Annotated in this window: 13 protein-coding genes; 4 read left to right on the plus strand and 9 right to left on the minus strand. The window is 42.8% G+C overall.

Going from position 1 to position 12,957, the window contains the following annotated elements:
• Window positions 1-35 precede the first annotated feature (35 nt).
• Entirely contained in the window at window positions 36-929 is an 894-nt protein-coding gene (locus tag H7U22_RS18695) for a hypothetical protein (protein ID WP_187072867.1), read from the minus strand.
• A gap of 176 nt (window positions 930-1,105) precedes the next feature.
• On the opposite strand from H7U22_RS18695, the gene H7U22_RS18700 reads away from it, so the two are divergent.
• A complete protein-coding gene (locus H7U22_RS18700; RefSeq protein WP_187072868.1) occupies window positions 1,106-2,104 on the plus strand; it encodes a restriction endonuclease in 999 nt (332 codons plus the stop codon).
• Between the two features lie 1,344 nt (window positions 2,105-3,448).
• Here H7U22_RS18700 and H7U22_RS18710 read toward each other — a convergent pair.
• From H7U22_RS18710 to H7U22_RS18745, 8 genes are read right to left on the minus strand one after another with little or no spacing between them, the layout of a single operon-like run.
• The gene (locus H7U22_RS18710; protein ID WP_187072869.1) at window positions 3,449-4,243 is read right to left on the minus strand and encodes a PRTRC system ThiF family protein; all 795 of its coding nucleotides are present in this window, start codon (window positions 4,241-4,243) and stop codon (window positions 3,449-3,451) included.
• Entirely contained in the window at window positions 4,240-4,953 is a 714-nt protein-coding gene (locus H7U22_RS18715; protein ID WP_187072870.1) for a PRTRC system protein B, read from the minus strand. The genes H7U22_RS18710 and H7U22_RS18715 overlap by 4 nt, the downstream gene beginning before the upstream one ends.
• Window positions 4,950-6,059 carry a hypothetical protein gene (locus H7U22_RS18720; protein ID WP_187072871.1) on the minus strand — a complete coding sequence of 370 codons (1,110 nt, stop codon included), beginning with the start codon at window positions 6,057-6,059 and terminating at the stop codon, window positions 4,950-4,952. The genes H7U22_RS18715 and H7U22_RS18720 overlap by 4 nt, the downstream gene beginning before the upstream one ends.
• 55 nt (window positions 6,060-6,114) lie before the next feature.
• Entirely contained in the window at window positions 6,115-6,333 is a 219-nt protein-coding gene (locus H7U22_RS18725; RefSeq protein WP_187072872.1) for a PRTRC system protein C, read from the minus strand.
• 11 nt (window positions 6,334-6,344) lie between these two features.
• Window positions 6,345-6,857, minus strand: a complete 513-nt coding sequence (locus tag H7U22_RS18730) for a hypothetical protein (RefSeq protein WP_187072873.1) — start codon at window positions 6,855-6,857, stop codon at window positions 6,345-6,347.
• Window positions 6,858-6,862: 5 nt separating this feature from the next.
• Window positions 6,863-7,081, minus strand: a complete 219-nt coding sequence (locus H7U22_RS18735) for a hypothetical protein (protein ID WP_187072874.1) — start codon at window positions 7,079-7,081, stop codon at window positions 6,863-6,865.
• Window positions 7,082-7,122: 41 nt separating this feature from the next.
• Window positions 7,123-8,208, minus strand: coding sequence for a DUF932 domain-containing protein (locus H7U22_RS18740; RefSeq protein ID WP_187072875.1), 1,086 nt, complete (start codon window positions 8,206-8,208; stop codon window positions 7,123-7,125).
• 37 nt (window positions 8,209-8,245) lie between these two features.
• A complete protein-coding gene (locus tag H7U22_RS18745; protein WP_187072876.1) occupies window positions 8,246-8,647 on the minus strand; it encodes a single-stranded DNA-binding protein in 402 nt (133 codons plus the stop codon).
• Window positions 8,648-9,333: 686 nt separating this feature from the next.
• On the opposite strand from H7U22_RS18745, the gene H7U22_RS18750 reads away from it, so the two are divergent.
• The 3 genes from H7U22_RS18750 (at window position 9,334) to omp85 (ending at window position 12,775) form a co-directional block, all read left to right on the plus strand.
• Window positions 9,334-10,008, plus strand: a complete 675-nt coding sequence (locus tag H7U22_RS18750) for a response regulator transcription factor (protein WP_187072877.1) — start codon at window positions 9,334-9,336, stop codon at window positions 10,006-10,008.
• Window positions 10,005-11,285 carry a sensor histidine kinase gene (locus H7U22_RS18755; protein WP_187072878.1) on the plus strand — a complete coding sequence of 427 codons (1,281 nt, stop codon included), beginning with the start codon at window positions 10,005-10,007 and terminating at the stop codon, window positions 11,283-11,285. Before H7U22_RS18750 ends, H7U22_RS18755 begins: the two co-directional genes overlap by 4 nt.
• Window positions 11,286-11,359: 74 nt before the next feature.
• Complete coding sequence (omp85, locus tag H7U22_RS18760) at window positions 11,360-12,775, plus strand: Omp85 family outer membrane protein (RefSeq protein ID WP_187072879.1); 1,416 nt, start codon at window positions 11,360-11,362, stop codon at window positions 12,773-12,775.
• The last annotated feature ends 182 nt before the right edge of the window (window positions 12,776-12,957 follow it).

Below are 12,957 nucleotides of genomic sequence, written 5' to 3' on the forward strand. Positions count from 1 at the left end.
AACCTTATCAAATTAACTCGGCTAAGGGGAACTTTTTAGATTGGCGAAGAGGGGTCAATTTGAAGCGGTTTATCCACCCAGAGCTTTTTCCTCTCTTCAACATTTGAATGCTTTATCGGAAAGTTCGCTTCATAACAGTCTATTAATTTATCGTATTGCTTGTGTCGCATAATTTCCATAGTCTTAAGCCTGTGTTCGTTAATACGCTCTTCCACCTCTTCAGTCATTCTGTAAATTAATTTCAAGAACAATACCGGATGAAAGCCGTTGACTGAAATAAAATTTGCAGAAAGCCTTTCAGCCAGTGCAAGTGTAACCGCTTTCATCTTGTGATCATAAGACCAATTGCGTACAGCCGTGGTATGCATCATCATTTCGGTACGGAGAAGATGGGACGGAAGTTCCTCAGCTGAAACGACAGAGGCTGGGAAATTGAAGTGTTTAAGTTTATTTAGCTCTCCTATTTCTTTCAGATCTTTTTTGAACTGCTCGGCCTCTTCCGACATCGGACGCCCCTGGCAGCTTCTAGGAAGCGCTAAAGCAAAAGCCTGCAAAAGCTCCTGATAGTAGGGAGGGAATTCAAGTGAGCCCTTTACAGCCTCTTCATCATAGCCTGCAGGAGAAACCATAAAATAGTAAAAAGAAAAAGAGAGTAGCTGTGGCTGATCGTAGCGCTCAAACCATTTCTGAATATTGCTATATTTTTCAGGAAATTCCTCGTTTGCTTTTTTTCCTACAGCTCTAAGTCCTTCGAGACGCTCCTGATATGTGCTATCCCCGTGACCATCAAACTCAGCTTCAAAATACCTCATTTTAATCGGATCTGGAGCATAACCCTTTGCACGCATTTCTTCCTTAAGCTTCTCCAGAGAGGGCAATTTGATTTTCCTAACTGTTTTTTTCTTTTTGCGATTCCGACTGGTTGGCATAGCTTTTCGGTTTGAGAGGTGAATTTGAACTGATTTTAATCAAAATCAGAAAATGATAAAAGGCGAAACCTAAATTTATATTAAAAATAAGGTACACAAATAACTATTTATATATCCCTATAAAACGATAAGTTATTATTATTATAGAATTTTTTAATACATTCAAAATAAAAAACATGAGTGCAGTTACATTTAGTCTGCGCGACTTTTATGACGCGGCTACGGAATATGTTGGAATTAAGGCGGGATTACTAATCGACAGGGAAATCTTCAAAAAAATACTTTTAGAAACATTTGATCAGGATTACTTAAAAAAGGATGATCTCAAAAAATTCGTTAGAATACGTGTGGAGGATATTGAGAGCATGTTTACGTATGTTAGAAAACGTGTGGGGAATCTGCCTACGGAATCTCAAACCCGAAAAGATTACCAGGTCATGAAAGAGTATCTTCAAAAGACTGGGGATATCCACAGTCTTGGTATTTCAACATCTCTGGTAAATAATCTTCTTCAAGAGAACATCAATTTTAGTCCGGAACAAATCGCTAGGCGGATACATAAGGAGAAAAAACTGCCTATTGAGATTTCAAGGGCTATGGCCAATATTGGTTACGAACGGTGTGATGAAAGTTGCATTATACCTAGCTCAAAAAAATGGGATAAAGCAAGTAAACTCTCAGACTTATTTAACTGCGAAATAAATTCTGAAAACGAAAACATTTTTCTTGAGCAAAAATTCTTGGATTATCTCGCAGTCAACGGGCACGAGATTGAAACGATACATTGGCGTAATTTCGAGCGTTTTTGTGCTGAGTATTTTCGCCGTGAAGGCTACAAGGTGATATTGGGGCCTGGGTCAAATGACGGGGGTGTAGATATAAGGGTATTTAGCGATACCTCCAAAACCACAGCGCCACATATGCTGATCCAATGCAAAAGGTACAAAGCTGAAAACAAAGTATCGATTGAAACTGTTAAATCTTTTTACACTGACGTGCTGTTTGAGAATGCCACAACTGGGCTTATTGCAACATCAAGTTATATAGCACCTGGTGGAAAATCGATATGTGACACGAGAGGATACAATTTAAAATTTGCAGAAGCTGAAAATATTAGAAATTGGGGGCGGAATATGTGGAAATATTCAAAGCCAGAACAGAATTTGAACAGATAACAAACATCCAACAAATGCGATCAAAAAACAAATTAACAGGCTTATTCTAATTGGTAATGTCTTCGACCTTGCACACAAGTTCCCCACTACCTATAACTATTTTATCCTTTGGTATTTAAATACAAACATTTCAAAGGCGTTATGGATTACACCTTACGAAGATGATATGATCAAGATATCCAATCAAAATTACGATTTTCCCAAGACAATCGCCAATATTGAAGAGTATGTAGACTACTTCTACAAAATAGGGCTGTATCGAATCACAAGTAAAATTATCAAAGTCGAGGTGTGGCAGAACAATTATCAGAACCTCTATTATATCCCTTAAAATCTCCTTTTACTATGCCAGCTTCTAACCAATCGTAATTATACAATCTTGATAAAAATAGAAAATGATTTTACGACATGCTAAAAAGTAAAATCAAGGGGCCAGTCCCCCCAGTAGGGAACAAAAGCTGGACAACCTCAACAACTCGCTGGCGACAATAATATACAGGTCGAACAATATCTCAATCTTATCCAGCCAACCCATTTAAACAATGTATACAACGCGATATTTGAAGCCCCATATTTAAAGATGATATTATTCCCTCGCTTGAGAGAGATGCCAAACCTAATAATACATTAATATTAAACTTCAATTATACATTAACAGTAGAACATTATCTTAGGTCCAACAGTTTCCATAGCACCTAAGCAAATCAAAATAAACTATATACATGGATGACACGCAGAAAATAATAATCCGTTAATTTTCGGATTTGGAGACGAATTCGTTGCATAATAAAACAGTAAGAAGCTTAAAACACAACGGCATTTTTAAGTTTATTAATTCATTTTGGTACTTCAAGTCCTATTAATACTATGATTTATTGAGTTCATTGCTGAATATCAAGTGGTCACCCGGGCAATTGCTTGATGAATATCGGATAGAAAACATGCTCAATGTTGTTCGAACGTAATAACTGCAAATCAGTAGAAATTTACTTTCACGAAAATGGGTACATATAATAATTTTGATGACATTAATCAAGTTAACCGCTTAAGTTAGCAAGATAGCTTCAACATTATCCGAATTTATTGAAATTAAAGAAAGTCCTAGCCGAGTGTTCGAAGAACGCGAGGCTTTCGGGCCGTCCGGAGGACGGCCAAATTTGGCTGACAGTTAACCTTTATTATTAATTAATTTCTGATATATATCTTCCCAATAGGCTATTAATCTTTTATCCAATGTTTCAAATCTGTTGTTTTTATGGCGCAAATGCCTGAAAATATCCGCCTGTCGGATGGCTTACTTCAAATCCGTTACTGTGAGTGTACTTCCCTCCAAATCAACAATTTTCATAATCTTATGGGCTGTGTTTTAAAATCCTTTAAGTTGTGGTAAAATCCCCTGTATTTGATAAGACCCTCACGGAACATTGACCAGAGCAGGGATGCCCCAAGATTGGCAAGTGAGGAATTAATAAAAAGATCCTGTCTCCCAAGTGCTTGCGCAAGGGAACAGCTCGGCTCGTTGGTCTCAGCAATACCCAGGGCTTCAAACTCGGAAAGGAATGCAGGAAGAGCGGAAACCGTTTCAAATGTGTTTGATATCGGTTGGATAATGTTTCGCATAGAGCAGAGCAAGACCTGCCCTGCATCTTTTGTGTTGCCAAAATCCATCCAATACATTGGGCTGTCCCTTTTCCTCTGACAATTGGAATGTTTGGTCAAAACCTCACCGATCTCAAGGCGTGACTGTACGGTATCTACACAGGAAAGGGTAATATTCGCCATAAACTGATTTTTACGGTCATCCTCGTTTTCATACATAAATTTCCCTGCAATGCCTTTCCAGTTTGTCCCAAAAAAGCGGTTGACCCTATTGCAAATTGCCACGGCCTTGTTCATTCCGACCTCATGCCCGCAGAACAACTGCCTGCCGAGGTTGGCATTTTCCACTTGGTCGGGGTCAAAAACGGTGACCTGCAAGCCTGCATGCCCCAAGCTGTTAAGGGCATAGTTCATCCTTGCAAGTGCGGTCAACAATTGTGAGCCTGTTCCCCCTGCGCCAATTAGGTTTACCGAAACAGCATTTGTGGGATTGAGCAGATAGGGCGCAACAATATGGATTTTCTCCTTGATGGTTTTCATAAGCTTATATCGGAAAGTTTTGATTTTGATTTTTTTAGCTGGTTCATCGGGAAAGCTCTGTCACTGCCGACAAGGCTCTGCCAGAGCTGAACGATGTTGGTCTTAACGGGCGATTTATCCACCAAGAGATGGGAGAACGTACTTGCAAAAAAATATTTCGTCCATAATTCCATAAAATCCAACAGACTGCAATCCCTTGAAATATGGATGCTCACGTTGCCCATGCAGACACACCCATCGGCATAAACATTGAAGAATGGCGCAAGGCAAAGGATGGTATTTGCCTGCGGTCTTGTCCCATTCTCCAAAGCCCAAACCTGTAAACCTGTTTTGGATGCTTTCCACAAAAGCGGTGGTATAGAGGCCAAGCCATCGGGAATCGAAAGTGCAGGGGTAAACAAAAGGCTGACCCGCATTTTTTGGGTGTACCACATTGCCCCTCCATCGATTTGTGTTGAATACCACAGCAGGTTTTCGGGCAATAGGGCTTTGTGGTTCAAGAAGCCATCTGCCTTATCCTCGGATGCCCGAAGTTTTGAGCCAAGGTCAAGGCTTTCCCTTTCATTGAGGGGATGCACATTTGTTGCTACCCCTGTTTTGTCAAGGTCATGGCTCTCTACATAAAAGGACTGGTCTTTTGTGGATTTATAAAATAGCAGTGCCTTTACGGGAAGAAAGGCTTCCGAAAACAGGTCTGTAATATCTTTCATGATAGGTCAGTTAAATGGTCGGTAATCTCGTTTAGAAGGGCGAAGAATTTTTCCTCAAAAGTGAAGTCATGGGATTCCCTATCCTGCGGACAATCAAAATACTGAACGCTGACAGGCTCTTCCATCTCGCAGAGTTCACTCAGTTCGGCATTTACATATTCCATCACGCTGTCAATGACGCAGTCCTTATTGCTCCAATAAAAACCCATGTACTGCTCGGAGCGGATGAAGCTGTCCTCTTCGCTTTCCAATGCAGGGATTGCCATGTTGTCCATCACGGAGCGGGCAGGAAAAGCACGGAATAATTGCAGTGCATTTTTGGCGCAGTTGAGCAGGGCTTTCCCCTGTGCGTTTTTGGGCTTAAACCGCTTGACCCTTCCCCGAAACCGAGCGAGGTTTTTGGGACTGTTCATCTGCGAAAGCAGGATTATCCCCGCCTCGTTCATCATGGAAAAATGGGCTGCTATAAATTCCGCATCAGGCTCTTCCACTTCATCCTGCTCCTGTTCATCATTCCATTCCGCTACCATTTCATAGATACCATCGAGGTAGCTGTAAGTCTCGGCAAAATGGGGAACACCTGCTATCTGAAAGAGATAGGACAGCACGGAAAGCAAAAGGGCGGTTTCACTCTTTTTGTCCTTTTGTTTCATCATTTCCCATAAGGAGCAAAGTGGCAGGTAGTAGAGCGTCATTCGGGTATCGAATACCTTTTGGGTAGCAAGGCATACTTTTCCCGATTTGTCCTGCATAATCTTTGGCTTGATTTCCCCGTGGCTATTGCTTAACGCCTCGGCTACCTTTTCAAATGCTCCCGAGATATTCATCGGAAAAATTCCGCCCATTTCAGGTTCACTTATATCGTAAAGCGCACACAGATTGGAAAGGGAGGTTTTAAATTCCCTTTCTATCCTTGCATAAGCCCGAAGTTCGGGCAGAAATTTCCCAATCTTTGGAGGATGCGCCCTGCTTAGAAAAGCAGGTCTTGAAATCCCAGGGGCGAGGGCTTTGGCCTGTGGCTCTGTGGTATTCCGGTCAACTGCGAAGCATCTTTCGGTCGGTCGATTTTTTCTATAAAACTGCCCAATCTCTGGTGTCTGTACCATTGGGGACTGTATGGTTTGGTTGCTGTACATTTTGCTCTTTTTTGGTTCATGGGTTTTATCCTTTTGTCCCGAGGGTGGTCTGAAAACGGTACTGTACCGCATCATCTGCAATCTCGGGTCCCTCAATCTTTGCGGTGGTGAGTGCGGGGTAAGTTCCCGAATAAAAACTCAGTACTTCCTGTGGGGACAGCGAGGGGTTCGGGTCAGCGAGGGTCATTTCGTTTTCCCGCACCTTGTGCAGGAAAACCCTTTTTAATATCGTGGTGGATAACATATCTGTTGTTTTTAAAGCAGGCTAAGCTGTGCGGCTTTCCGTTCAAGTTCTGCCCTTAATTTTTCAATTTCTGTTTTTTTATCGGGGTAATCTGTTTCAGCAGGCAATGCCGAAATTGCATCCGAGTACCTGCAGGCACTGTTGAGTTCCTGCACGTTTTTCATGGCATCCTCAAAGGCATTTTTTTTATCTCCAAGGGCATCTGCACCATCGGTGCTTTTTGCAGGCTTTGCCCCTGCCCTGTCCCTTATTGCCTTTTTTGCCTCTTCAAGGCTTTGGGCATGTTCTGCGAGGTTGACAAAAAGTGAGGTGACCTGCCCGACAGGCTTTTCCATAGCGGGGTAAAACCCCTCGTCAAGTTCTTCGGGAAGCCCCGAAAACACCATTGGTGGAATATTGCTTCCATGCTCGCCTTTTAGCAAGAGAACAGAAAGGATCATCTGGCTGTCCTTTCTTGCGATACAGATTTTCCATTCGCCTGTGGGGTTCAGACGGTCAAGCATCCTAAAAAAATTCGTTTTCATGATATTCAAGATTTAAGTTTCAAAATACTTGTGCCACGCCTTTTTGAAAAACGGGCGGTGTAGCCATTGTTTCCAACAATGGATTTCAGCAGGTTTTCTGCCTCCCTTAATCGGTGTGCATCTTCTGCGGAAAGCAGGAGAAAATCAAAACGGGCAAAAAGACGGAGGGCTTTGGCGATTTCCAAAATGGCTCTCCGCTCGGTATGTTCGGATAAGATACTCATGGTGATTTTTTTTAAGGGGCAGAAAAACCTGCCCCGAAATACTAATTGGACAATAATGCGAGCTGATTATTTTTGGAAAAAGAAGTGCAGAGATCAAATGCGGTCTGCGCCCTTAACTTGGCTGTCCCCTCTGTAATGGAGCGAAATTTCGCATCGCTGTCCTTGAACTTCCTTACATTCTGAAAATAACCCGTTACCGCATTGTAAGCACCGAAGACCGTCCCCTTGGTCGTTTCCAAACTTTGGGAGGGATTGCCCATTGCATAGCTGAACACCTCTTCCACGATGTTCCGGTAACATGCGGAAGCTTCGTCGTCGATGCCCTTTTCCAATTTGGACAGGACTTCCCTGTTTGGTGCCATTGCAAGCTGAATGAGTTTTTTTGTTTCGGTATCGGTGATGCGAACCTTTGCCCAATGGTTAAAGATTTCTTCCATCTCTATGCCAAGTTTATTGGAAATGCCCATAAGGGTATGCGCCTGTGAGAGCCTGTCGGATGCGCCCGAGGAATGGCGGATTCTGATTGCATTGCGTGCGGTTTTCATTGCGGCATTTAGGGTATTGTTGCAGACAATGCGCACGGGTGTAAATGCGGCGGTGATACTACCAAAACCATCGTGCGAAGTGGTGAGGAACAGATATTGTTCGATAAGGTCATCCTTGCCCACACGGATATAAGATGGAAGTTTGGCGGTAATAAAGATGCGTTCCCCCTTGCCGAGTGCGCCCGCAGTTTCATACATGATGCCCTCGCCACCGCCCACGATGCCATCAAAAAATGAAAATGCATCTATGTTCTGCACCACATGGTAATCCTTACCGACCACGCCCAGAACCACATCGTTATCGGTGCGTACCGTAGCGGAATAATTCGGCACTATGATGTCTTTTTCTGAGCCTATGGTTATCCCTTGAGAATCAAGTTCCTGCCCCAATTTCATCTGCTGACCATCGAGGGTAAAAAGCGGACGTTTCTCAACGGTATAATCGAGCCCCGCAAATTTCATTGCTTCTGCCGATGTGGGATAGTCCTGCACGATTGTTCCCAACCCGTGCCATGCTTTTTCCCTTACCGAGAAAAAGCTGTGTTTTCCTGTTTCGCTGTTGTAATTTAAGTTATGCGCCATGATAATCTGTTTTAAGTGAAATGAAATCTTGTAGAGCCTAAAATGGCAGGTCGCCATCAATATCCATGCTGTTGTCCCTGTCATCCTTAACGGGTTCTGCAGTTTTCGCTCCCTTGGCAATGGAACTGTTTTGACTTCCACCGCCAAAAAGTTTGATTTCCGAAACGTGAAAGGTCAATGTGGCCTTGGCCTCATTGTTGCCCGACAGGTAGGCATTTACACCGATTCGTCCGTAAACCTGCACCAAGCCCCCTTTTTTGAGGTATTCGGCAATGCCCTCGTTTCGCCAATAGGCACATTCGATAAACGTGATAACCTCCCTGCGTTCATCGCCCGAGCGGTAGCTGTCATTTAATGCGATGGTAAATCCCACCACTTTTTTGTCCCCTTTAACTGTCCTCACCACTGCGTCAGCGGTCAATCTTCCTGTAATTTCCATTTTCGGATTCTTTAGGTAAAAAATTATTTTCTGTTTCTCTTTTCAATCGCCCTTCCCAAGAATTTTTCAAAAGAAAAAACGAAAAAAAAGAAAGCCAGAAATTCCGCAATGCCCTTAAGCGGCGGAGTACTATAAGTCCCGAAGGGTGGCTGAGCGTAGCGATGCCATTATGCGTACGCAGCAAGCGGGGCATGCGATATTCGCAGCCTTTTTATCCGTTTCGTTGGAAAAAAAATAAATCATTGGCTTAAATAAAACTCAGTTGGATGTTACAAACAGCATGAGTTTGCCAAAGTCGCTTCAATCACCCGGGTGACGGTAATGAAATACCTCTGTTACCTATGATTAACGAAAAGCAGGCACCTCTCCTAAGCAATAGAACAGTATCTTCAAAAAAAACTCCAATAATTCTTTTGCATTGAGATCTATCAGGCAAACCAATTTATTTGATCCCGTTCCACCAGTCACTAAGGCAACGACAAACAAAAATTCAAGACAAATTTGTCTGTGGTAGCCGGGGCTCAATTACTTTGGTTTTTACATTCATTCATTGGATCTGGGAACTGTCGGGATTCTCAAGAGGGTCGCCGCAGATCTTGGTGCGTAGCTTCGAAAAAAAGTTCTCGCTCACTTCAATAAGCTCCAACTTCTAAATTAATTCAGAATTCAGAGTTAGTTTAGAAGAAATGAAAGTGTTGATAATTGAAGATGAGCCAGCTATGGCGAATAGCATAGCAGAATATCTTTCTGGTGAAGATTATATCTGCGAATTTGCGCCAGACTATAAAAGTGCACTGCAAAAGATCATTGGACACAATTACGACTGCATCCTTTTGGACATCATGCTGCCTGATGGAAATGGGATAAAATTACTCGAAGAGATTAAAGCCCAGGGCAATGAAGATGGCGTAATTATCATTTCGGCGAAAGATTCTATAGAAGATAAGATTACAGGTCTTCATATAGGTGCCGATGATTATCTCACGAAACCCTTTCACCTCTCGGAACTTTCTGCCAGGATGTATTCGGTTATCAGAAGAAAAAGCTTTAATAGTTCAAACAGGATTATCCAGCGAGAAATTGAAATAGATCTCCCCTCTAAATGTGTGACTGTAAACGGCAATCAGGTTCTGCTGACAAAAAAGGAGTTTGGCCTTCTACTCTTTTTTATAGGTAACCCCAATAAGGTAATTTCAAAAAGTGCCTTGGCTGAGTATCTTTCTGGTGATTATGCCGATATGTTCGACAACCATGATTTTGTTTATGCACATGTAAAAAATTTAAAGAAAAAACTTTCCGAGGGTGGCTATGGGAGTTATCTTAAAACCGTTTACGGGACGGGATATAAATGGGAAAAATGACGAAACTTCTAAACAGATCACTCAGATCATTCAGCATCTACGCACTTTTTGTACTTGCCGCAAGTATACCTGCCTACTATTATCTAGTTGATAACATCTGGCTAAAAGAACTCGACGAGCATAATGATATTATTGCCATGCGTACCGCGCATGAGCTGAATGCAATGCGCCTTGACGACAAGGAGTTAAAAAGAAGCATTGCACTTTGGAACGAAATCCAGCCGGGAACGAGTCTAGAGCCCCTTAAGGGGGCAAGCTGGCCTAAGGACAGCGTATTTACTGAACTGAGGGCAAACCCTTATCTAAAACGCTATGAAGTAGACCGTTTCCGAGGACTTCAGAGGCCCATAAAAATCAATGGGCAATCCTTTCTGCTGACCATAGAAACCAATATGGAGGAAACCGAAGAAACTGTGATAGCAATTGCAGGCGTGACATTGATTTTCTTTGTGATACTTGTTGCAGGATTTCTGATCATCAACAAAAGACTTTCCAAAAATCTCTGGAAGCCTTTCCGAGTAGCCTTACAGAACCTCAAGGAATTCAATCTGAACCATCAAAAGCCTATAACCTTTTCGGCCTCTGAAGTGGTGGAATTTACAGAACTGAACCAGGCACTGGAAAAATTGATTCAGCATACGATTACGGTGTATAAAGGCCAGCGCGAATTTACCGAAAATGCCTCACACGAACTTCAGACACCACTTGCTGTGATCAAGGGAAAACTGGACATTCTTTTGCAGGATGAGCCGGTGAGCGACAGGCAATACCAGATTATTGAGGAAATCAATTGGGCACTTTCGAAGATATCAAGAACAAACCGCAACCTGCTCATGCTTGCCAAGATCGAAAACCATCAGTTTGAAGAGCATACAGAAATAAACCTCAGTGAGCTCAGCGAAAGGATTACCCTGGAGATTTCGGAACACTACTCTATTGATGGACGACCCGAAATGGATATCCTACCAAATGTGATACGTTTTGCGAACCGGCCGCTGGTTGAGGTCATGATCAGCAATATGCTCTCCAATGCGATCCGTCACAATATTCACTTAGGGGCGGTCGGCATTACGCTAAGCCAAAATGCACTTACGGTTTCCAATTCTGGCACCGTGTCGCTAAATAGGGAGCAGCTTTTTAAACGGTTTTCCTCAGGCAGCGAAGCAGGGAGCGGGCTCGGTCTGGCAATCATTAAGGAAATCTGTATCAGGCACAATTGGAAGGTTGACTACCATTTTATAGATGGGAGACATTTCTTTTCGATCAATTTTGACTGATCCACTCCATTTTTTAAAAAATTCAAAATTAATTCCAATTTCTACCGGATCATTGACCTAAATAAATGATACCTATGAAATATTTTGCAACATTGCTCTTTTTGACTGCAGCATTCGGACTGCATGCGCAACAGATTAACACCTTAAAAAAAACGGAAGATACACTATCATTCATCCGATCAAAACGTATGTCGGATAGCGATCTACAAAAGAAAAAAGAAGGTACCTTTTTAACAGGGATACCCGATTTTTCCTCCGACCCGGTAACCGGTTTTGGACTTGGATTACGTTCGAACATCTATTGGAATGGAAAACGGGACAATCTGCTCTTTCCTTATACCCCATATTTGATGAGGTTTAAGGCCAATGCTGCCTATTATACCTCAAATGCAAGAGAACTGGTACTTTCACTTGATGTGCCCTACTATAAAGGATCAAGATGGCGATTTAAGGTGGATTTCAAGGCCCAGCAAAATCCTTCTAATCTATATTTTGGCTCAACCGAAGAAACCCTAGGTGAGCTTCGCCTACCCTCTGCCCCAATGGGCAGTTCGGGATACGGTACTTACAAAGCATTTGATGTAGCGAGAAAAACATTAAGGCAGGGCCAGGCCGGCGAGGCGGCATCAATGGTGAGCGACGCACTTTCGAACCGCTTTAGGGAAACAGAGTTCATGCTGAATCTTAAGGCAGATTACGCCCTGGGCAAGGGCGTTTGGAGGTTAATGGGCGGTTACGAAATCCAGCACCTTGCCTACGCCACGTTTGAAGGCAAGGAAACAGATGCCGTCGATCCCCTTACCGGACAGGAAACAAAAGCCTTAAACGGAACCTCTCTTTTAAGAAGGGACTTTCAACAGGGAAAAATCTCGGGACTTGAGGGCGGATGGATTTCGATTCTGCAGGCCGCTCTAATCTACGATACCCGGGATTTTGAACCCGACCCGACAAAAGGGTTTTATTTCGAAGCTGCCAATGAATACTCAAGCAAATACATTGGTTCTCAATTCAACTTTAACAAGCTATTTCTTCAAGGACGGTATTACAAAAAACTGCCTGTGGGACCCAGGACTGTTTTTGCAGCAAGGTTCGGTGCGGGAAATATCTTTGGCAAACAGGCCCCATTCTTTGAATTTCAGGACCAATGGAGCCCTGATGGAAGTATAAATAGTCTTGGAGGGAGGCAATCCTTACGCGGTTATCGAGCCAACAGGTTCCTTGCGAGATCCGTTTGGTTTGCAAACTTTGAAATTAGGGCAAGATTGGCTGAGGCTAGATTGGGCAAACAATATTTTGGATTTGGCATTGCGCCATTTTTCGATGCCGGAACCGTAAGAGACCGATGGCAGGACATCAGTTTCAAGAATATCAAAACATCTTTTGGTGCCGGCGCAAGAATATCCTGGAACCAATCCACTATTTTATTTTTTGACTATGGGATCTCAAAAGAAGACAGACTATTTTTCTTTGGCATCGGACAGATATTTTAAGCAATCAAACAGGGTGCCCAATCGGGCACTCTGTTTGATTGCTATTGTTACCGTCCACGCACCTTTTTAGCCTAACAGATTAATATATGAGACAGAAACATCCCTTCCTTGATGAGAAAATTATAGTCACATCAATTTCACTGAAACGCCGCAGTACCAGGCAAGATTCTTTTAATTCAAAA

The sequence above is a fragment of the Pedobacter fastidiosus genome (assembly GCF_014306625.1).
In the GTDB taxonomy this organism is placed as follows: Bacteria; Bacteroidota; Bacteroidia; order Sphingobacteriales; family Sphingobacteriaceae; genus Pedobacter; species Pedobacter fastidiosus.

Coding starts and splice junctions, on each gene's coding strand:
- H7U22_RS18750 (WP_187072877.1), top strand. CDS start 9,334: ATGAAAGTGTTGATAATTGAAGATGAGCCAGCTATGGCGAATAGCATA.
- H7U22_RS18720 (WP_187072871.1), bottom strand. CDS start 6,059: ATGGTACAGACACCAGAGATTGGGCAGTTTTATAGAAAAAATCGACCG.
- H7U22_RS18725 (WP_187072872.1), bottom strand. CDS start 6,333: ATGTTATCCACCACGATATTAAAAAGGGTTTTCCTGCACAAGGTGCGG.
- omp85 (WP_187072879.1), top strand. CDS start 11,360: ATGAAATATTTTGCAACATTGCTCTTTTTGACTGCAGCATTCGGACTG.
- H7U22_RS18755 (WP_187072878.1), top strand. CDS start 10,005: ATGACGAAACTTCTAAACAGATCACTCAGATCATTCAGCATCTACGCA.
- H7U22_RS18695 (WP_187072867.1), bottom strand. CDS start 929: ATGCCAACCAGTCGGAATCGCAAAAAGAAAAAAACAGTTAGGAAAATC.
- H7U22_RS18700 (WP_187072868.1), top strand. CDS start 1,106: ATGAGTGCAGTTACATTTAGTCTGCGCGACTTTTATGACGCGGCTACG.
- H7U22_RS18710 (WP_187072869.1), bottom strand. CDS start 4,243: ATGAAAACCATCAAGGAGAAAATCCATATTGTTGCGCCCTATCTGCTC.
- H7U22_RS18740 (WP_187072875.1), bottom strand. CDS start 8,208: ATGGCGCATAACTTAAATTACAACAGCGAAACAGGAAAACACAGCTTT.
- H7U22_RS18745 (WP_187072876.1), bottom strand. CDS start 8,647: ATGGAAATTACAGGAAGATTGACCGCTGACGCAGTGGTGAGGACAGTT.
- H7U22_RS18735 (WP_187072874.1), bottom strand. CDS start 7,081: ATGAGTATCTTATCCGAACATACCGAGCGGAGAGCCATTTTGGAAATC.
- H7U22_RS18730 (WP_187072873.1), bottom strand. CDS start 6,857: ATGAAAACGAATTTTTTTAGGATGCTTGACCGTCTGAACCCCACAGGC.
- H7U22_RS18715 (WP_187072870.1), bottom strand. CDS start 4,953: ATGAAAGATATTACAGACCTGTTTTCGGAAGCCTTTCTTCCCGTAAAG.